Consider the following 19,192-nt stretch of genomic DNA (forward strand, 5'->3'; position numbering starts at 1 on the left):
CAACACGCACAGTGCCCGGTAGACCTTTCAATCTCCTGAACTCAAAGGTGGCTTACATGGCTGAGTCCGATAACTTTTCCTCTACCCATTCCGCGCAGGGGACCTACGCCGACCTGATCCTCGCCAATGGGCGTATCTACACCCAGGACCCGGCCAACCCGTGGGCCGAGGCCGTGGCGATCCGCGACGGCAAGTTGATCGGCGTTGCCAGCCTCGGCCAGATCGAAATGTTCAAGGGCCCGAACACCCGCGTGCATGACCTGCAAGGCGCGTTCTGCATGCCGGGCCTGCACGACATGCACACTCACCCCGACCTCGCGCTGGCGCCGCGCTACGCCGATGACCTCGACGTCGGCATCGAAGACCCGACTCCGGAGCAACTGCGCGAAAGCATCCTAGCCTACGCCGACAGCCATCCCGGCGATGGCTGGATCTACGGTCAATACTGGGTGCGCTACACCTTCCGCGAAGCCGGCCTGACCCCGGGCCGCGCCTGGCTCGACAGCGTCATGCCGGACCGTCCGGTGGCGCTGCTCGACCGCATGTGGGGCACCATGATGGTCAACTCCAAGGCCCTGGAACTGGCCGGCATCGATGGCAACACCTCTGATCCGCGCAACGGCTATTTCGAGCGTGACGAGCTGACCGGCGAACCCACCGGCCTGATGATCGACGGCGCCTACGCGATGATCCACGCCGCCATGCCGCCGACCTCGGTCAGCGTGCTGCGCCGCGCCTATCGCGATGGCGTGCATTTCCAGAGTTCGCGCGGCGTCACGGCGAGCAAGTACGTGCACGTCTGCGAACAGCGCTTGCAAGCGCTCAAGGAGCTGGACGACAGCGGCGAGCTGACCGTGCGCATCGAAGCGGCGATCAGTTGGCAGGACGACATTTTTCCGGTGCGTCGCCGCTGGGAACTGCTGGCCGGCGAGCGTCACTACTACCGCAGCGCACGCCTGAGCGCCAACGCGGTGAAGTTCCACTTCGACGGCACCGTGGAGCCGAAGTCTTCGTACCTGCTGACCCCGTGGCCAGAGGAAAAGAGCTGGCGCGGCAAGCTCAACCTGACCCCGGAACACATCACCGACATGGTGGTGGACATGGACCGCAAGGGCATCCGCGTGATCGCCCACTGCACCGGCGACGGCGCCTCCGACGTGTTCCTCGATGCCGTGGCCGAGGCCCGTCGTCGCAACGGTTTCAGCGGCGTGCGCCACCAGTGCGCCCACAGCACCTTGCTGCACCCCGGCAACCTGCCGCGCTTCAAGGAGCTGAATGTCATCGCCGAATTCTCTCCGGCCGCCTGGTACCCGACGCCATTCGCCAGCGGTGCGCGCTCCGGTTACGGCCAGGAACGTCTCAAGCGCATCTACGATTTCAAGGGCGTGCTCGCCGCCGGCGGCACCGCAGTGATGGGCACCGACTGGCCGGTGGCGTCCATCGACCCGTGGCTGGCGCTGGAAACCATGATCACCCGGCAGAACCCGTGGAACGACGACCCGGCCTGCTTCGGCGACCCGATCAGCCTCGAACAGGCGCTGAGCGTGATCACCAGCAACGGCGCGATCGCCATGGGCCTGGAACACAGCACCGGCAGCTTGCAGGTGGGCAAGGCAGCGGACCTGATCGTGATCGACCGTGACCTGTTCGCCGCACCTGCGCGCAACTACATCCACAAGACTCAGGTGCTGCTGACCTTCGTCGAAGGGCAACTGGTTTACGACCGCCACTCGACGCTGGAATCGCTCGGTCTCAAGGCCGTGTGGCAGGGCGAACCACCGGTGCTGGAGGGCAAGGCAGAATGACTTCCCAACGAATCGCCGTGACCGTCGTCTCGGGTTTCCTCGGCGCCGGTAAAACCACGTTGCTCAACCGCATGGTGCGCCGTGCCGAAGGCAGCCGACTGGCGGTGATCGTCAACGATTTCGGTGAGCTGAACATCGATGCGGCCATCGTTTCCGAAGTCACCGACGCGGTGTACAGCCTGCAAAACGGCTGCATCTGCTGCACCGTGCAGGAAGACCTGCTGGCGCAACTGGGCAGCCTGGCGCAGCTTGAACCAAGGTTGGAACGCATCGTCATCGAGTGCAGCGGCGTGTCCGACCCGCAGCGCATCGTGCAGACCCTGGCCTACCCGCAACTGCGCAGCCAGATGCAACTGGACATGGTGATTACCGTGGTCGACGCGACCCGTCATCTGCAACTCGACGGTGAGTACGCACGACTGGCGCGGGCGCAGGTGGCGGCCGCCGACTTGCTGCTGTTGAACAAGACCGATCTGGTTGATGAACCGCAGTTGCAGGCGTTGCGCGAGGCGTTGGGCCTGCGGACGCGAGTGCATGAAAGCGTGCAGGCGCAATTGCCCGATGCGCTGTGGCTCGACACCGATCTGGAGCTTGAGCCGCGCACAGTGAAACCGCTGACGCGGGTGTCCGACGGCGATCACGGCGAGATGTTCAGCAGTTGGCTGTGGCAGAGCGACAAACCCCTCGATACTGATGGCTTGCGCGCCTGGTTGCAGGCATTGCCCAGCGATGTGTTCCGGGTCAAAGGGCTGGTCAAGCTGGCGCAAGGCAACAAGGCGCACTGGCTGCAACACGTCGGCACACGCAGTCAGTTTTTGCCGGCCACGGATGAAGCGCAGGCGGTCACCACACGCCTGGTGTTCATCGCCCGTCGTGGCTTCGACGGCTGGGACGCATTGGGGGAGGGACTTGAGGCCTGTACGCTGAAGGAGACCGCATGAGCCCGACAGAACAACGCTTGCGTGAAGAACTGGCCGCCTGTTATCGACTGGTGGCGCACTTTCGCATGACCGACCTGATCTTCACCCACATCTCGGTGCGCATTCCGGGGCCGGAGCATCATTTCCTGATCAACCCTTATGGGCTGATGTTTGATGAGATCACCGCGTCGAACCTGGTGAAAATCGACCTCGATGGCCATGCCGTGGAGCCATCGCCGTACCCGGTCAACCCGGCCGGATTCGTGATCCACAGCGCCATCCACGGCGCCCGCGAAGATGCGCAATGCGTGCTGCACACCCACACCAGGTCCGGGTGCGCGGTGGCGGCGTTGCAGTGCGGGTTGTTGCCGGTGAACCAGATTTCCATGGAGTTCCATGGCCGCGTCGCTTACCACGACTACGAAGGCGTGGCGCTGGATCTGAGCGAGCAACAACGCCTGGTGGCAGACCTGGGCGACAAGTCGGTACTGATGCTGCGCAACCATGGTTTGCTGACCGTCGGCGAAACGGTGGGGCAGGCGTTCATGCGCATGTACTACCTGGAGAAGGCCTGTGAAATCCAGTTGACGGCCATGGCGGCGGGAGAGGTCGTGCTGCCCTCGGCCGAGGTGTGTGAACACACCGAGCGCCAGTTCAACGACCCGGGGCGGCCGCTGGACGAGGGGGAGCTGGCTGATCCGGATGCGATGCAATTGGCCTGGGCTGCATTGTTGCGACTGCTGGAGCGAGTGGCGCCGGGGTATCGGGACTGATCCAGGCTCTCGGTTGTCTGGGCTGGCCTCATCGCTGGCAAGCCAGCTCCTACAGGGGTTGTGGGTGTACGCAAATCCCGCGAACAACCGGGATCCTGTGGGAGCGTGGCTTGCCCGCGATGCAGGCGCCTCGGTCCGTCAGGCCTGCCTCGGTGTATTGAGGTTCATCGACCGCTCAGCCAACGCCGTCGCTGTCTCCTCATCGATCGGCAACGAAAACCTGAATGTCGCCCCACGCCCCGGCACATCGATCAACTGAATCTCGCGCCCATGCAATTGCAGGATGCGATGCACGATCCGCAGCCCCAACCCGCCATCACGCCGTGCGCCGCCGATATTGAACGGGCGCAGAAACAACCCTTCGCGCAGTTCCGGGGCAATCCCCGGCCCGGTGTCGCTGACCGTGACTTCGATGAATGCCCCCTGCGGGCGCAGGCCCAGTTCGACTTCGCCACCGGCCGGGGTATGGCGCAGGGCGTTGTCGAACAGGTTGGTCAGCACCCGCTCGATCAACCCCAGATCCGCGCAGGCGGCGGAGGCATTTGGCGCGAACGTGGCCTTGAGTTCGACCTTGCGTGCTTCGGCGGTGAGTTCGAACTTCTGGAAGATGTCCTGGGCGAGGTCCGTCAGGGAAAAACGCTCCAGCACCGGTTGCACGAAACCGTGCTCCAGCCGCACAAGCTCCAGCAGCGACTGCGCCAGACCACCCACTTTGCGACTCTGGTCCAGGGCGATGCCCAGATAGCGACGGCGGTCGGCGGGGGACAGCGTGGCGTCCTTGAGCGACAGGGTTTCCAGATAACCGTGCAACGAGGCCAGCGGCGTGCGCAAGTCGTGGGAGATGTTCGCCACCAGTTCGCGGCGCTCTTGATCCTGCCGGGTCAATGAGCGCCATTGCTCGCCCAGGCGTGCCTGCATCTGCCGGAACGTGGCGTCGAGGATGGCGATCTCATCGTGGCTGGCGGTTTTCTCCACCGCGACGGGCAGGGCCGGGGTAACCGGAACGCCGTCGATGTCGAACTGGCTGACGGTGTCGGTGAGGCGCCGCAACGGCCGGGTGATCAGGGCAAACGCGGTGAGACCGGCAATCAGGCACAGCAGCGCCACCAGCCCGATGGACAGCAGGGCGGTGTTGAGCGCCGCGCTGGTCGCGCCACGTTCGGCCAGGCGATCGTGATCCTCACCGAGCAGCACCACGTAGAGATAACCGGCCGGCTTGCCATCAACCTTCAGCGGTGCCGCGCTGAATACCTTGCGCGCATCGAGGCTGCGCGGATCGTCGCCGAGAATCGGCAGGGCATCGCCGCGCAACAGGCGCTGGATCGGCGCGATGTCGACCTGCTCGCGACGAATCCGGCCCTCGGGCGCGGCGCTGCCGACAATCTTGCCCTGGGAGTCGAGCAGGTACACCTCGACGCTCGGGTTGACCTGCATCAGCTTGCTGAACAGGTCGCGTACGGCGTTAGGCATCAGGCCCTGGGTGTCCATCAGCACCGTGTCACTGGCGATGTGCTGCGCCAGGTCGCGGGACAAGCCTTGCACCACTTCCTGCTCGTGCATCTGGTTGGCGCGCACCTGCATCCACGCCGAGGTGCCGCAGCACACCAGCAGCAGCACGGCGAACACCAGGGACAGGCGTTGCGTCAGGGTCAGCCTCATGGCTGCGGCTCCTCACCGGTGGCGAATTTGTAGCCGCGGCCCCAGACCGTGAGGATGCGCACCGGCTGCGCGGGATCGGTCTCGATCTTGGCGCGCAGGCGGTTGATGTGGGTGTTGACCGTGTGCTCGTAGCCTTCGTGGCTGTAGCCCCACACGGCATTGAGCAGGTCCATGCGCGAAAACACCTTGCCGGGCTGACGGGCGAAGAAATACAGCAAGTCGAACTCCCGGGGCGTGAGGTCCAGGCGCCGTCCATCGAGGGCCACTTCGCGAGTGATCGGGTCGATGGCCAGGCCGTCGATGAGCAGGCTGCCGGCGTCCATCTTCAGGTTGCGCGCCATGGCATCGACCCGGCGCAACAGCGCCTTGACCCGGGCCACCAGCTCAAGCATGGAAAACGGCTTGGCCAGGTAGTCGTCGGCGCCCAGCTCGAGGCCGAGAATCCGGTGCACTTCGCTGGAGCGCGCACTGGTGATGATGATCGGCGTGTAGCGCGCCATCGCCCGGGCGCGGCGGCAGATCTCCAGGCCGTCGACGCCGGGCAGCATCAGGTCGAGGACCAGTGCGTCCCAGTTGCCTTGCTGCAGCAGGCGCATGCCTTCATCGCCGTCGGCGCTGTGCACCACCTCGAACTGCTCATCGCGCAGATGCAGGCAGATCAGGTCGGCGATGTGCTGGTCGTCCTCGACCACGAGGACGCGTTTGGTCTGTTCCATCCAGGTCAATCCTTCGGCGCATTGTGCGTAATGCCCCCTGTAGGAGCGAGCCTGCTCGCGAAAAACCTGAGGACGCCGCGGGGCGTCAGAAATCCCGCGTCATCGTTGGCCTCCATCGCGAGCGAGCTCGCTCCTACAGTAGTGGCATGCGCATTGTGCGGGTTTTTCGGCGCCCGAGTTATCACGAATTGTTTAACTTCCCGTGAGGATTTGGCGATCACCCAAAGCCTAGGCTGTGTTCCATGAAACACCCCTGGATTTTTGGGAGGCGAGCATGTTTTCACGACGGCAATTTCTCGTAGCAGGCGGCGGGCTTGGGGTTGCAGCCCTGGCGATCGGCCTGTTGCCAAAGTTTTCCACAGGCACCGCATTGATCAGCGAGGCCAGTGCGGCCGAGGCGTTCGAAGTGACCCACAGCGACAGCGAATGGCACGCGATCCTGAGCGACGAGCAGTACGACATCCTGCGCGAAGAGGGCACCGAACGGGCCTACAGCAGCCCGTTGAACAACGAGCACCGCGACGGCACTTTTGCCTGTGCCGGTTGTGACCTGCCGCTGTTTTCTTCTGCCACCAAGTTCGACAGCCGCACCGGCTGGCCGAGTTTCTGGGCACCGCTGGACAAGGCCGTGGCCACCCGTCAGGACCGTGCGTTCGGCATGGTCCGCGAGGAAGTTCACTGCCGGCGCTGCGGCGGGCATCTGGGCCATGTCTTTGACGACGGCCCGAAACCCACCGGCCTGCGTTACTGCATGAACGGTTTGGCGATGAAATTCGTGCCGACGACGGTTTGATTCCCCTCTACTCACATTTTGCAGGTAATCGCCATGTGGCTGCTGGTCCTCGCTTATCTCGGTGGTGTGCTGACGATTGTCAGCCCGTGCATTCTGCCGGTGCTGCCGTTTGTCTTCGCCCGCACCGGACAACCTTTCGCCAAAAGCGGATTGCCGCTGCTGGTGGGGATGGCACTGACGTTCGCGCTGGTTGCCACGTTGGCGGCGGTGGGCGGCGGCTGGGTGGTGCAACTCAACCAGTACGGGCGCTGGCTGGCGCTGGTGTTCGTCGCGTTGTTCGGTCTGACCCTGTTGCTGCCGCAACTGGCCGAGCGCCTGACCCGGCCGCTGGTCGCGGCGGGTAGTCGATTGTCGGAAGCGGCGGGTGCGGATGCGCGGCCGCGTCCCGGTGCGTCGTTCCTGATCGGCGTGGCCACCGGCCTGTTGTGGGCGCCCTGCGCCGGGCCGATCCTCGGTTTGCTGCTGACCGGTGCAGCGCTGCAAGGCGCCAGCATCCAGACCACCTTTTTGCTGCTGGCCTATGCCGCCGGTGCTGCCACTTCCCTTGCGCTGGCGTTGCTGTTGGGCGGTAAGGTTTTCACGGCGATGAAGCGCTCGATTGGCGCCGGCGAGTGGGTCCGTCGCGGTCTCGGCGCGGCGATGCTGGCCGGTGTGGCGGCGATTGCCCTGGGGCTGGATACCGGGGTACTGGCGAAGTTTTCCACAGCCTCGACTGGCGGAATCGAGCAAGCGTTGGTGGAGAAACTAAGCGGCAAATCGCCGCGTAACAGCGCGGCGCCGAATACAGTCGCCGAGGGCGCGGTGCAAGTGGCTGACAAAACCCCGGGCACCTTGCCGGTCGAAGGCAACCTGCCGCCGCTGGATGGCGCCGTGCAATGGCTCAACTCGCCACCCCTCGATGCCCAGGCGCTGAAGGGCAAGGTGGTGCTGGTGGATTTCTGGACCTACTCCTGCATCAACTGCCTGCGTTCGCTGCCCTATGTGAAAGCCTGGGCCGAGAAGTATCGCGATCAGGGCCTGGTGGTAATCGGCGTGCACGCACCGGAGTTTGCCTTCGAACGCGACGTCAACAACGTCACCAAAGCCATGAAGGACCTGGGCATCAACTACCCGGTGGCCATCGACAACGAGTTCAAGATCTGGCGCGCCTTCAACAACGAATACTGGCCGGCGCACTATTTTGCTGATGCCCAAGGCCGCATCCGTTATCACCATTTTGGCGAAGGCGCGTACGACGAATCGGAGCGGGTCATCCAGCAACTGCTGCGTGAAGCCGGCGCCGCCAAGGTCTCGGACGGGCTGATCAATGCCAAGGCTGACGGCGTGCAAATGGCCCCGGACAGCAACGAAGTGCAGTCGACGGAAACCTACGTCGGTTATCAGCGCGCAGAACATTTCGTACCGGAAACCGCACTGGTACCGGACAAGGTCGCGGCCTACAACCCGCCGGCGCAACTGGCCCTCAACGACTGGAGTCTGGGTGGCCAATGGCATGTCGGCGCGGAGCGGGCCACGGCCAACGCACCCGCCAGCCGCATCGTCTATCGCTTCCACGCCCGTGATTTGCATTTGGTGCTCGGCCCAGGCGGCGATGGCAAACCGGTGCGGTTCAAGGTGCTGATCGACGGCAAGGCGCCGGGCGCTGACCACGGCATGGACGTGGCCCCCGATGGCAGCGGCACCGTGACTGACCAGCGCTTGTATCAACTGGTGCGGCAGAACGGTGGCGTGACCGACCGGACTTTCAGCATCGAGTTTCTTGATCCGGGCGCGTCGGCTTACGCCTTCACCTTCGGCTGATTACTTTCCAACGCTTCAGGAGTTCGCCCCATGAAAACCCTCTTTACCTGGCGCCGTACCCTGCTGGGGTTGGCGGCTGCCGGCATCATCAGCCAATGCTCGGCCTTCTCCTTCGGCGGCGCCGAAGAGGCGGTGATCATTCCACCACCGGCCCTCGACGAAACCACCCAGGCCCGCAGCGAAACCGCGGTGTTCGCCGGCGGCTGCTTCTGGGGTGTTCAAGGTGTGTTCCAGCATGTCAAAGGTGTGAAGAACGCCGTCTCCGGCTACGCAGGCGGTGCGGCCAATACCGCACAGTACGAGCGTGTCAGCGACGGTAATACCGGCCATGCGGAATCGGTCGAAGTCACTTTCGATCCAGCCCAAGTCAGCTACGGCACCTTGCTGCAGATCTACTTTTCAGTGGCGCACAACCCGACCGAACTCAATCGTCAGGGACCGGACAGCGGCACCCAGTATCGTTCGGCGGTCTTTACCAAAAGCCCCGAGCAGCAGCGGGTCGCGCAGGCCTACATCACTCAGCTCGACGCCGCCCATGCGTTCGACAAACCGATCGTGACCAAGCTCGAAACCTTCAACGGTTTCTACCCGGCGGAGGAAGAGCATCAGGACTTCCTGACCGAGCATCCGACCTATCCGTACATCGTGATCAACGATCTGCCGAAGGTCGCGCAGTTGAAGCAGCTGTACCCGGATCGTTATCAGGAACAGCCGGTACTGGTGAAGGCGGGGATGTGAATGCATGACCTATTCGGCCGAGGGGTGCTTGCCCCACTTCTGTACGGCGAATTCGACGAAGCGCCGCAGTTTCGGCAACCGGTGGCGATCCTGGGCATAGACCAGGTGCATCGGTCGGCTGGGCGGGCAGTAATCGGGCATCAAGGCCAGCAGCTTTCCGTCCTTGAGGTCCTGCTCGACCAGGGCGTCGGGCATCATCACGATGCCCATGCCGGTACGCGCCGCTTGATGCAGGCCGGCCGAACTGTTGATCAGCATCGGCCCGCCGACCCCCACGCTGACTTCGCCATCGGGGCCTGCCAGGCGCCATTCCTTTTGCACCGATTGCCAGTCATCGCCGGCCGGATAGGCGAAGGACAGGCAGTCGTGGTGTCGCAGGTCCTCAGGCGTTTGCGGCGTGCCGCGCCGGGCCAGGTATTGCGGTGACGCGCACATGGTCAGGGTGTAGTCGATCAGCGGGCGGGCGATCAGGTTGGAGGGCTCAAGTGCGCCCAGGCGAAACGCCACATCGAGACCGTTTTCCAGCAAATCCGGACGCCGGTTGGTCAGCACCACGTCGAGCTTTACCCGCGGGTGTTGCAGGCTGAATTCACTCAGTGCCGGCGCCAGGCGCTCGGTGCCGAAGGTCAAGGGGGCGGTGATGCGCAAGATGCCGCTCGGTTCGTCCAGCGCCTGTTCGGCCAGGCGCTCGGAATCGGCCACCAATCCCAATACTTCGAGACAGCGCTGGTAATACGCGGTACCGAATTCGGTGAGCCGCTGGCGCCGTGTCGTGCGGTTGAGCAGGCGCACACCCAGCCGCTGCTCCAGGGCCTTGAGGTGATTGCCGACCATGGTCGTGGACATTTCGCACTGCAAAGCGGCGGCGGTCATGCTGCCGGTTTCCACCACTTTGACGTAGACGGTCATTGCCTGGAACAGATCCATTATCAAGCCCAGCTTTTAAATGATTGAAGTTTTACAGCGTTTATCCAGCTTCGGTGGCTAACCATACTGCAAAAACACCGACCCCTGCTGGAGCTTGATGTCATGACCGCCGCCTGCCTGATGAGCACTTACCAACCCTTGGCCTTGAGTTTCAACAAGGGCCTGGGCACTCGCCTGTGGGATCAGGCCGGTCGCGAATACCTGGATGCGGTTGCCGGTGTGGCGGTGACCAACGTCGGCCACTCCCACCCGAAAATCGTTGCCGCGATTACTGAGCAGGCCGGGTTGCTGCTGCACACGTCGAACCTCTACAGCATCGACTGGCAACTACGGCTGGCGCAGAAGCTGACTCGGCTGGCGGGCATGGACCGGGCGTTTTTCAACAACTCCGGGGCCGAAGCCAACGAAACCGCACTGAAAATCGCCCGGCTGCATGGCTGGCACAAAGGCATCGAGCAGCCGCTGGTGGTGGTCATGGAGAACGCATTCCATGGCCGCACCCTCGGCACCTTGTCGGCCAGCGATGGCCCGGCGGTTCGCCTGGGTTTCAACAAACTGCCGGGGGATTTCGTCAAGGTGCCGTTCGGTGACTTCGACGCGCTGGACAAGGTGCAGCAGGCCCACGGTTCACGGATCGTGGCGATCCTGATGGAGCCGATCCAGGGCGAAAGCGGTGTGCAACTGGCGCCACCGGGTTATCTGAAGGCCGTGCGCGAACTGTGCAACCGGCGCTCATGGCTGTTGATGCTCGATGAAATCCAGACCGGCATCGGCCGCACCGGCCAGTGGTTCGCCTTCCAACACGAAGGCATCATCCCGGACGTCATGACCCTGGCCAAGGGCCTGGGCAACGGCGTGCCCATCGGCGCATGCCTGGCCCGTGGCAAGGCGGCCGAACTCTTCACGCCGGGCAGCCACGGCAGCACCTTCGGCGGTAATCCGCTGGCCTGCCGGGTCGCTTGCACCGTGCTGGAGATCGTTGAAGAACAAGGGCTGCTGCAAAACGCCCGGCTTCAGGGCGCGCGCCTGCTCGACAGACTGCACACAGAGTTGGCGGGCAATCCGAATATCCTGGCGATCCGGGGGCAGGGCCTGATGATCGGCATCGAACTCAAGCAATCGATCCGCGATTTGAGCCTGATCGCCGCAAGGGATCATGGTTTGCTGATCAACGTCACGCGGGGGAAAACCATTCGCCTGCTACCGCCGTTGACCCTTGATGAGCGGGAGGTGGAGATGATTGTCAGGGGGGTGAGTGGTGTGGTGAAAGCGGGCTGAGGCAATGCTCAGTAGTGGTATCTGCACATCACGACGCGTATTTCGCCATCTTCAACGGCGTAGACCAGACGATGTTCAGCCGTAATCCGGCGTGACCAGAATCCGCTCAAGTTATGTTTGAGCGGTTCGGGTTTTCCCAGACCGTCGAAAGGCTCGCGCTGGATAGCTTTGATCAGCAGGTTGATACGTTTGAGCCCTGCCTTATCGTTCTGCTGGAACCAGAGATAATCGTCCCAGGCTTCAGGAGTGAACTCGATATTCATTCTTCAATCAGTTGCCTGGTTTTGGTTTTGCCAGCTCGCAGGTTACCGATTGATTTGATCAGGCGTTCAGCGTTGGCTGGGGAGCGCAGCAGATAGGCTGTCTCTTCGAGAGCGTTGTATTCGGCCAATGACATCATCACTACCGGCTCGCCTTTCTGACGGGTTACCAGTAGCGGGGCGCGATCCTCATTCACCCGGTCCATGGTTTGCGCCAGATGTGCCCGTGCGTTGGTGTAGTTGATGGTTTCCATGTGATTGTCCTCGCTTGATGCAAAGAACGTACAGAAATGAGTACATGTTGGCAAGGCGATACCTACGAGTGGTTGTTACGTGGAAAGTGCATCCGCGCTTGTATCGAGTATCGCCGAATGTTCCTCAGGACGTTTCCGTGAAAAAATGTAATCCCGTTCTGAGCTACATGCCATCCATAAGGGGTTATGTCCGACCACAGCTTCGAAACCTTAAGAGTGATGAACCAGCGCCGCAGTTTCCTCCCGATCCACCAACCGGATTTTCGTACCGCGAAACCCTTCGAACAACCGCTGATGCACCGCAAACCCACTTGAGTCATCACGCACGCGATAGCTGCCCGCCCACTCCTGCATCGCCACCAATCGTTCGTCATCCTGTGTTTCCCGTCGGCGAATGTTGGCGACGCACTCCACGTCATCAATACACAACCAGATCAACGCCGTGGCGCGGTGGAGGATTTCGCTGACGATCCAGCCGTAAACCCCTTCGATCACCCAGCGCTCCTCATCGGCTGCGGTTCGCGCCATGGCCAGTGCCTGTGAGCGGGGGCGGGGGATGCTGTGCGGGTCCGACAACCAATGAATAGAATCCAGATCGATCCATGGCACTTGCAGGTGGCCGGCCAGTCTTTCGGCCAGCCAGCTTTTGCCGGCCCCGGAATTACCGATGATCAGGGTCCGGGTCAGATCCGGTTCGTATGCGCTTGGAGATTTCATCTTCATTCGCTGGAGTCCCATCGGCAGAACCCGCAGAATCGATGCTCACTCAAGGGAAAGGAGCTCCATCAGGTGTGGATTCCAATTGCGTTACTCATGACGTTGGGCACGGTTTCAGGCGTAAATGCTGCAACGCAAGCACCGGACATTGCCGGGCATTACACATTGCAGGCCAGGGAAATCGGCTCGAAGCTGGTGCTGGAGCCTGACAACACCTTTGAGGCCTACATCGAGTACGCCGGTGCCGAAGGTTCCGCCAAAGGTCACTGGAAGCAGGTCGACAATACCCTGACCCTGACCAGTGACGCCGTCGAACCGCCCGCTGAAAACCTGCTGTTCAATCTCAGTCGTACCCACAGTCTGGCAGACCTGCAAGACACCCATCAGCCCGATGGCGGCGACACGTTCAGGCAGGCGCAAGACAACTATGTGCTGAACCTGCGTTACGCCCGCTCCAGCCCCGTGCCGAGCATCGCCCCGGTGATGGTGACGTTCGAGTTCAAACAGGGGCCGGCCACCCAACTGTTGTGGAACAACGCGGTGGGCCGTCAGCTCTACGTACCCTATGCCGAGCAACGCCCCCTGACCCGGATCGGTTTGCAAGGCAGCCCCGACCAAGCGCCACAATGGTTTGCCATCGCCCCGCAGACACGCACCCTGTCCTTGAGCTGGAAGGTCGATCGCACGACCGGTCAAATGACTTACGACAAACCGGATGAGCTTGGCCTGGCACAGTCGCAACAGTTGTTTCGCAACGCCCGCAAAGCGCTGGCGCAGATTGATCACAACTACATCCTGACGCTGCTCTACGGCGTGACTGCCCAACCGCCGGCGATCAAGCCTGTGGATATCTATTGGTCGTTCGACGACGGTTCGCAGCAACACCAGCGCTGGACCGATTCACGGCAAGCGCAATTGCTGCTGCCGGCACCTGCGGGCAAGACCCTGAATAAAATCGGGGTGAAGTCGAGCGCTGATCAGAGCCCGCAATGGTTCGATGTCGCGGCGCACAGCCGGGCAATCGACATGATGTGGGACGAACGCGTCAACCCCGATCAGATGCGCGATTTGTCCGAGGTCTTCAAAACCCTGGAGCTGGAAGTGAAGGGTGATTGCCTGTCGGTGGACTTGGGCAATGGCCTGGTGTGTTATCGCCAATAGCTTCAGTCATTGTGCTCGGGGGCAAGCATCCGGGTCTTCGGCGAGCCGTTCGAGTTGTGCTGATAGATGGTCTGCGGCTGCCCCAGGTCATTGAAAAACACCTGGCCGATGCCCGCCGAGTTCCATAGCCGCTCACCGGCCTCGGCGTGTTCGGGCACGTGGGGCACGATGCGCATGCGGCGACGTTTGGTCAGCCAGTTCAGCGGCGAGCGTGGTGAGTACAGCCAGCGGTTGAGGCGGTCGAACCATTCAAGCAGGGCAGGCGGGAACTCGTTCTTGATGCCGCTGCTGGTGATCTGCCAGATGCGTGGCCCGGCCTTGCGGTGGCGGATCAGCACTTCGTAGACGAAGCAATAGTGCACATCGCCCGACAGCACCACGTAGTTACCCGGCGTGCGCGAGTGGCGGAAAATGTTCAGGATCACCTGCGCCGCACCGCGATGGGCCATCCAGTTTTCCGCGTCCACCAGCAGTGGATAACCGCACCAGCTGAATACCCGCTGCACGGTTTCAATCAGTTTGACGCCGAAGATCGGCGCCGGCGAAACGATGATCGCGCTGGGGTGGTCCAGCAGTTCCTGTTGCAGTTCGCTGAGGGCCTCCCAGTCGAGCAGGCCGGAAGGCTGCTTGAGGTTCATCTCGCTGCGCCAGCGCCGGGTGCGGGTGTCGATCACCACCATGGCCGGGGTGGTCGGTAACACGTAATGCCAGTGCTGGAACTTCAGCAGATCATCGATCAAGTCATCCTGAACCGTGCTGTCGAGGTGACTCTGGTGTGTGCTGGCGCTCAACGCGCCGGCCTTTTCCAGCACGGCACCGAACGCATCCGGATTGTTGCCCCAGCCCTGGCACAGCATGTACGCCAGCAGCGCGTTGCCGATGATGCGTCGGGAGAACGGATGGCCGTAGGCGGTTTCCTCCCATTGCGCACTAAGGTTCCAGTCATCGGTGATGTCGTGGTCGTCGAAAATCATCAGCGTCGGCAGATGCGCCAGTGCCCGCGCGACATTGCCAAGGCCCGCCTTGAAGGCATCGATGCGCGTCTGTTCAAGGGTGTAGCGCTTGAGCCGTTCCGGTGTCAGCGCTGGTGGCTGGGGTGCGATCAGGGTCCAGGGCACTGGCGACCAGACCAACAAGTACATGGCCATGACTTCGGCAAAGGTCACCAGATGATTGTCGGCGCTGCTGCTGGTGAAAATCGGCTTGCGCGCACCACCGAAAAACCGCTCGCGCAGGGTTTCATTGCTTTGCAGCGCCGGCAGCAGATCGGCCCGGTGGTAGTAGCTGGCCGGATGCTCGTAGAGCCTGGCGCTGTCGCTGACCACGGCGCCTTCGAGGTGCTCACCGAACAGGCCCAGACGCTCGATCAAGGCGTGAACCGCGCGCAACATCGGCCCTGCGACGTCGTCGGCGTAGACCTGATCGCCGGTCATCATCAGCAGTGCCGGGCGGTCTTTGGCGGCGTGTTCCTGCGCCAGCAACCGGTCGACGCACAGCAAGCCGTCGGCCGCCGGGTGATGCGGCTTGCGGCAGGAGCCGTGCAGCAACTGATCGACCCGTGCACGCAGGACGAAGTTCGGGCAGCGGGCAGCGCCGTACAGCAAGTGCGGCGCCCAATCCGCGATGCCTGCCCCTTCAATCAGCACGTCGTATTCGATCAATTCGTCGCAGGGCAGGGCGCTATCGAGTTGCACATCGATCAAGTGCACAAAGGCATGAGTCCCCGCGGCAATCACCGTACATTGCCCGGCATCGAGACGGATATTGCCGACGCCCTGCAACCGCAGGGTCAACGCCAGCGCCCGGGAACCCACCAGCCACAGCACCAGCCGCGTGGGCTCCAGGCGCCGCAGCAGCGGGCCGGCCAGGACCGGTGGCAGGGCTGGGTGATCGTCGGGCAGTGGCAGTGTTTCGGACATCCGCGGTCAAGGCTCTTGGGGCATAGAGGCGGGCGATGATAGCGCAGGTGACGGCGAGACAGGCTAGAGTGAGTCTGCCGCGCCGTGTGTCGGCGATTTCAGTCGGAGAAAGGCACCCATGTACAAGATTATCCTGCCGGCATTGGCCGTTTTACTCCTCGTCCAATCCCCGGCCCATGCCATCAATGACAAGTACCGCAAGCAACTGGAGAAGTCCGGTTGCACCCAGGTGAGCGAGTCGCAGGGCTGCGATATCCACAAGTCCAAGGCGGAAAACGCCAAGGCCGGGTTCAGCAACCCGCCGGCACCGGACGCTACCGGGAACAATCAGGAAAAGACCCCGGACAGCCAGCAAGGAGCTAACCCGCCTGTCACCAAATGAAAAGCCATTGTCGTCTGATGAGAAGCGTCCCGACAGGCCTCGTCCTACAGTCCAATCAGCGCAATTCGATGCAACACGCCCATATTGCAGATTGGAGAATAAGAAAAATGGCCAAAGCCGTACGCTTTTACGAAACCGGTGGTCCCGAAGTTCTACGTTATGAGGACGTCGAAGTCGGCGAACCCGGTCCGGGTCAGGTTCGGCTTCGTCATGTGGCAGTCGGCCTGAACTATGCCGACACCTATTTCCGCAACGGCACCTACCCGATTCCGATGCCCAACGGCATGGGCGTCGAGGCCTCTGGCGTCGTCCAGGCTGTGGGTGAAGGGGTCACCAACGTCGAGGTCGGTGATCGCGTCACCTACACCGGTTTTCTCAACACCCTCGGCGCCTACAGCACCGAGCGCCTGATCGCGGCCGCGCCGCTGATCAAGCTGCCGGAAACCATCAGCTTCGAGACTGCTGCGGCGATGACCATGCGCGGCTTGACGTCTTCGTACCTGATGCGCCGCATCTACGACTTCAAACCGGGCGACAGCATCCTGCTGCACGCCGCCGCTGGCGGTGTCGGCCTGATCGTTTCGCAGTGGGCCAAGCTGTTGGGCCTGAACGTGATCGGCACGGTGTCGACCGAGCAAAAGGCGGAAATCGCCCGGGCTCACGGTTGCGACCATACGATCAACTACAGCCATGAAGACGTCGCCGCTCGCGTTCGCGAACTGACCGATGGCGTGGGCGTCAACGTGGTGTTCGACAGCGTTGGCAAGAACACCTTCATGGGTTCGCTGGATTCGTTGAAGCCCCGTGGCCTGATGGTCTGCGTCGGCACCGCATCCGGACCGATCCCGGCGTTCGATCCGGTGATGCTGGCAATGAAAGGTTCGCTGTACCTGACCCGTCCGGCCCTGGCCAACTACATCAGCGACCCGGCCGAAAAAGCCGCGCTGGCCGGTGAGTTGTTCGACCACGTCGGCAGCGGCCGGATCAAGATCGAGATCAACCAGCACTACGCCTTGCAGGACGCGGTGCAGGCCCATCGCGACCTTGAGTCACGCAAGACCACCGGCTCGTCGATTTTCGTCATTTAAGGAGCGACCAGCCATGAAAGTCGAACAATTGACCTGCACCATCGGCGCCGAACTGATCGGCGTCAACCTGGCCGACGCCGTGCATGACGACGGCCTGTTTGCCGAGATCCGCGCACAGTTGCTCAAGCATCGCGTGGTGTTCCTGCGCGATCAGGACATCACCCGTGCCGAGCACGTGGCCTTCGCCCGGCGTTTCGGCGAGCTGGAGGATCATCCGGTGGCCGGCAGCGATCCGGAGCATCCGGGTCTGGTGCAAATCTACAAGCGTCCGGACCAGCCGGCGGACCGCTACGAAAACTCCTGGCACAGCGACGCCACCTGGCGTGACGCCCCGCCGATGGGCTGTGTATTGCGTTGCCTGGAGTGCCCGCCGGTGGGCGGTGACACCATGTGGGCCAACATGGTCGAGGCCTACGCGCGTTTGCCCGAAGACGTGAAGGTCAAGATCGCCGACCTGCGTGCGCGCCACAGCATCGAAGCGAGCTTCGGTGCGGCGATGCCGATCGAAAAGCGCCTGGCACTCAGGGAGAGGTTCCCGGATGCCGAGCACCCGGTGGTGCGCACTCACCCGGAAACCGGCGAGAAGGTGCTGTTCGTCAACGCGTTCGCCACTCACCTGAGCAACTACCACACCCCTGAGCGGGTGCGCTTCGGTCAGGACGCCAACCCGGGCGCAAGCGATTTGCTGCGCTACCTGATCAGCCAGGCGTACGTCCCCGAGTATCAAGTGCGCTGGCGCTGGAAGCCCAACAGCATCGCCATCTGGGACAACCGCAGTACCCAGCATTACGCCGTCATGGATTACCCGCCTTGCCATCGCAAGATGGATCGCGCCGGGATCATCGGCGACAAGACTTACTGATCCACGCCTCTGCATTCGCTCTCGTAAACACGCCTGCCCGGCGCGACTCCGGGTGGGCGGGACAATCATAAGAACTGGAGTAACCCATGCAATTTTTCGACGATTCCCTGCACCCCGAAAACATGGAAAAGGTAGTCATCACCGTGGCCCCGTACGGCCCGGAATGGATGCCTGAAGATTTCCCGGAAGACATCCCGCTGACCATGGACGAGCAAGTCCAGAAAGCGGTCGATTGCTATGAAGCCGGCGCCACCGTGCTGCACCTGCATGTGCGCGAACTGGACGGCAAGGGTTCCAAGCGTCTGTCGAAGTTCAACGAGCTGATCGCCGGTGTGCGTGAAGCCGTGCCGGACATGATCATCCAGGTCGGCGGCTCGATTTCCTTCGCCCCGGAAAGCGACGGCGAAGCGGCCAAGTGGCTGTCCGACGATACCCGCCACATGCTGGCCGAGCTGACGCCGAAGCCGGATCAGGTCACGGTCGCGATCAACACCACGCAAATGAACATCATGGAGCTGTTGTACCCGGAGTACCTCAAAGGCACCTCCCTGGACAACCCGATGATCCACGCCGCCTACAGCGAAATGACCGTACCGGCGGGCCCTGCCTGGGTTGCCGAGCACCTCAAGCGCCTGATGGACAACGGCATCCAGCCGCACTTCCAGCTGACCGGCATGCACGCCATGGAAACCCTCGAGCGCCTGGTGCGCCGTGGTATCTACAAAGGTCCGCTGAACCTGACCTGGATCGGCATCGGCGGCGGCTTCGATGGCCCGAACCCGTTCAACTTCTTCAACTTCATCCACCGCGCGCCGGACGGTTGCACCCTGACCTCCGAATCGCTGCTGAAGAACGTGATGCCGTTCAACACCATGTCGATGGCCATGGGCATGCACCCGCGTGTGGGCAACGAAGACACTATCATTGACCACAAGGGCGATCGTTTCGGCTCCGTTGCCCAGATCCAGCAAACCGTGCGCATTGCCCACGAACTGGGCCGTGAAATCGCCACCGGCAAGGAAGCCCGCGAGATCTACCGCATCGGCGTGCAGTACGAAACCATCGAAGAAACCCTGTTGGCCAACGGCATGGCCCCCAACCGCAAGGCTGGGCAGAAAGGTACTCCGCAACGCGGTTGAC

The 19,192-nt window shown here is 62.5% G+C and carries 19 protein-coding genes; 12 read left to right on the top strand and 7 right to left on the bottom strand.

All coding sequences use genetic code 11. The annotated features are described in order from the left end of the window. The first annotated feature begins 56 nt into the window (after positions 1-56). The 3 genes from AB4O16_RS21320 to AB4O16_RS21330 are packed head-to-tail and all read left to right on the top strand — an operon-like array spanning position 57 to position 3,498. Positions 57-1,805: an amidohydrolase gene (locus AB4O16_RS21320; RefSeq protein ID WP_460155735.1), complete on the top strand. Its 1,749-nt coding sequence runs from the start codon at positions 57-59 to the stop codon at positions 1,803-1,805. Further along, a complete protein-coding gene (locus AB4O16_RS21325; RefSeq protein ID WP_460155736.1) occupies positions 1,802-2,746 on the top strand; it encodes a CobW family GTP-binding protein in 945 nt (314 codons plus the stop codon). Before AB4O16_RS21320 ends, AB4O16_RS21325 begins: the two co-directional genes overlap by 4 nt. Next, positions 2,743-3,498, top strand: coding sequence for a class II aldolase/adducin family protein (locus tag AB4O16_RS21330; protein ID WP_460155737.1), 756 nt, complete (start codon positions 2,743-2,745; stop codon positions 3,496-3,498). The genes AB4O16_RS21325 and AB4O16_RS21330 overlap by 4 nt, the downstream gene beginning before the upstream one ends. A 138-nt stretch (positions 3,499-3,636) precedes the next feature. Here the strand turns inward: AB4O16_RS21330 and AB4O16_RS21335 are convergent, their stop codons facing one another. Then, a complete protein-coding gene (locus AB4O16_RS21335) occupies positions 3,637-5,157 on the bottom strand; it encodes a sensor histidine kinase (RefSeq protein WP_460155738.1) in 1,521 nt (506 codons plus the stop codon). Further along, positions 5,154-5,873, bottom strand: a complete 720-nt coding sequence (locus tag AB4O16_RS21340) for a response regulator transcription factor (protein WP_160387132.1) — start codon at positions 5,871-5,873, stop codon at positions 5,154-5,156. The genes AB4O16_RS21335 and AB4O16_RS21340 overlap by 4 nt, the downstream gene beginning before the upstream one ends. 274 nt (positions 5,874-6,147) lie before the next feature. Between AB4O16_RS21340 and msrB the strand changes: the two genes are divergently transcribed. From msrB to msrA, 3 genes are read left to right on the top strand one after another with little or no spacing between them, the layout of a single operon-like run. Then, entirely contained in the window at positions 6,148-6,666 is a 519-nt protein-coding gene (gene msrB / locus AB4O16_RS21345; RefSeq protein WP_460155739.1) for a peptide-methionine (R)-S-oxide reductase MsrB, read from the top strand. Between the two features lie 33 nt (positions 6,667-6,699). Next, complete coding sequence (locus AB4O16_RS21350; protein ID WP_460155740.1) at positions 6,700-8,466, top strand: cytochrome c biogenesis protein DipZ; 1,767 nt, start codon at positions 6,700-6,702, stop codon at positions 8,464-8,466. A gap of 30 nt (positions 8,467-8,496) precedes the next feature. Next, entirely contained in the window at positions 8,497-9,204 is a 708-nt protein-coding gene (gene msrA, locus AB4O16_RS21355; protein WP_460155741.1) for a peptide-methionine (S)-S-oxide reductase MsrA, read from the top strand. 9 nt (positions 9,205-9,213) lie between these two features. Here the strand turns inward: msrA and AB4O16_RS21360 are convergent, their stop codons facing one another. Continuing rightward, positions 9,214-10,131, bottom strand: a complete 918-nt coding sequence (locus tag AB4O16_RS21360) for a LysR family transcriptional regulator (protein WP_460155742.1) — start codon at positions 10,129-10,131, stop codon at positions 9,214-9,216. Positions 10,132-10,233: 102 nt separating this feature from the next. Here AB4O16_RS21360 and AB4O16_RS21365 point away from each other — a divergent pair, with 102 nt between their 5' ends. Further along, on the top strand, positions 10,234-11,409 hold the full coding sequence (locus AB4O16_RS21365) for an acetylornithine/succinylornithine family transaminase (RefSeq protein ID WP_460155743.1): 1,176 nt from the start codon (positions 10,234-10,236) through the stop codon (positions 11,407-11,409). An 8-nt stretch (positions 11,410-11,417) separates the two neighbouring features. Here the strand turns inward: AB4O16_RS21365 and AB4O16_RS21370 are convergent, their stop codons facing one another. From AB4O16_RS21370 to AB4O16_RS21380, 3 genes are all read right to left on the bottom strand, one after another. Continuing rightward, the gene (locus tag AB4O16_RS21370) at positions 11,418-11,672 is read right to left on the bottom strand and encodes a Txe/YoeB family addiction module toxin (protein ID WP_015093589.1); all 255 of its coding nucleotides are present in this window, start codon (positions 11,670-11,672) and stop codon (positions 11,418-11,420) included. After that, positions 11,669-11,923 carry a type II toxin-antitoxin system prevent-host-death family antitoxin gene (locus AB4O16_RS21375; protein WP_056728535.1) on the bottom strand — a complete coding sequence of 85 codons (255 nt, stop codon included), beginning with the start codon at positions 11,921-11,923 and terminating at the stop codon, positions 11,669-11,671. Before AB4O16_RS21375 ends, AB4O16_RS21370 begins: the two co-directional genes overlap by 4 nt. Positions 11,924-12,133: 210 nt before the next feature. Further along, positions 12,134-12,640 carry a P-loop NTPase family protein gene (locus AB4O16_RS21380; protein ID WP_460155744.1) on the bottom strand — a complete coding sequence of 169 codons (507 nt, stop codon included), beginning with the start codon at positions 12,638-12,640 and terminating at the stop codon, positions 12,134-12,136. Between the two features lie 72 nt (positions 12,641-12,712). On the opposite strand from AB4O16_RS21380, the gene AB4O16_RS21385 reads away from it, so the two are divergent. Beyond that, positions 12,713-13,801, top strand: a complete 1,089-nt coding sequence (locus tag AB4O16_RS21385; RefSeq protein ID WP_460155745.1) for a hypothetical protein — start codon at positions 12,713-12,715, stop codon at positions 13,799-13,801. 2 nt (positions 13,802-13,803) lie between these two features. Here the strand turns inward: AB4O16_RS21385 and AB4O16_RS21390 are convergent, their stop codons facing one another. Continuing rightward, positions 13,804-15,720 (bottom strand): alkaline phosphatase D family protein, encoded by a 1,917-nt coding sequence (locus AB4O16_RS21390; RefSeq protein WP_460155746.1) that lies wholly within the window; start codon positions 15,718-15,720, stop codon positions 13,804-13,806. Between the two features lie 118 nt (positions 15,721-15,838). Here AB4O16_RS21390 and AB4O16_RS21395 point away from each other — a divergent pair, with 118 nt between their 5' ends. The 4 genes from AB4O16_RS21395 (at position 15,839) to AB4O16_RS21410 (ending at position 19,191) form a co-directional block, all read left to right on the top strand. Beyond that, positions 15,839-16,102: a hypothetical protein gene (locus tag AB4O16_RS21395; protein WP_460155747.1), complete on the top strand. Its 264-nt coding sequence runs from the start codon at positions 15,839-15,841 to the stop codon at positions 16,100-16,102. Positions 16,103-16,209: 107 nt separating this feature from the next. Next, on the top strand, positions 16,210-17,190 hold the full coding sequence (locus tag AB4O16_RS21400; RefSeq protein WP_160387142.1) for a quinone oxidoreductase family protein: 981 nt from the start codon (positions 16,210-16,212) through the stop codon (positions 17,188-17,190). Positions 17,191-17,203: 13 nt separating this feature from the next. Beyond that, a complete protein-coding gene (locus AB4O16_RS21405; RefSeq protein ID WP_160387143.1) occupies positions 17,204-18,052 on the top strand; it encodes a TauD/TfdA dioxygenase family protein in 849 nt (282 codons plus the stop codon). A gap of 86 nt (positions 18,053-18,138) precedes the next feature. Then, on the top strand, positions 18,139-19,191 hold the full coding sequence (locus tag AB4O16_RS21410; protein ID WP_160387144.1) for a beta-keto acid cleavage family enzyme: 1,053 nt from the start codon (positions 18,139-18,141) through the stop codon (positions 19,189-19,191). Position 19,192 lies beyond the last annotated feature (1 nt).

The sequence above is a fragment of the Pseudomonas sp. S2_H10 genome, from assembly GCF_054668285.1.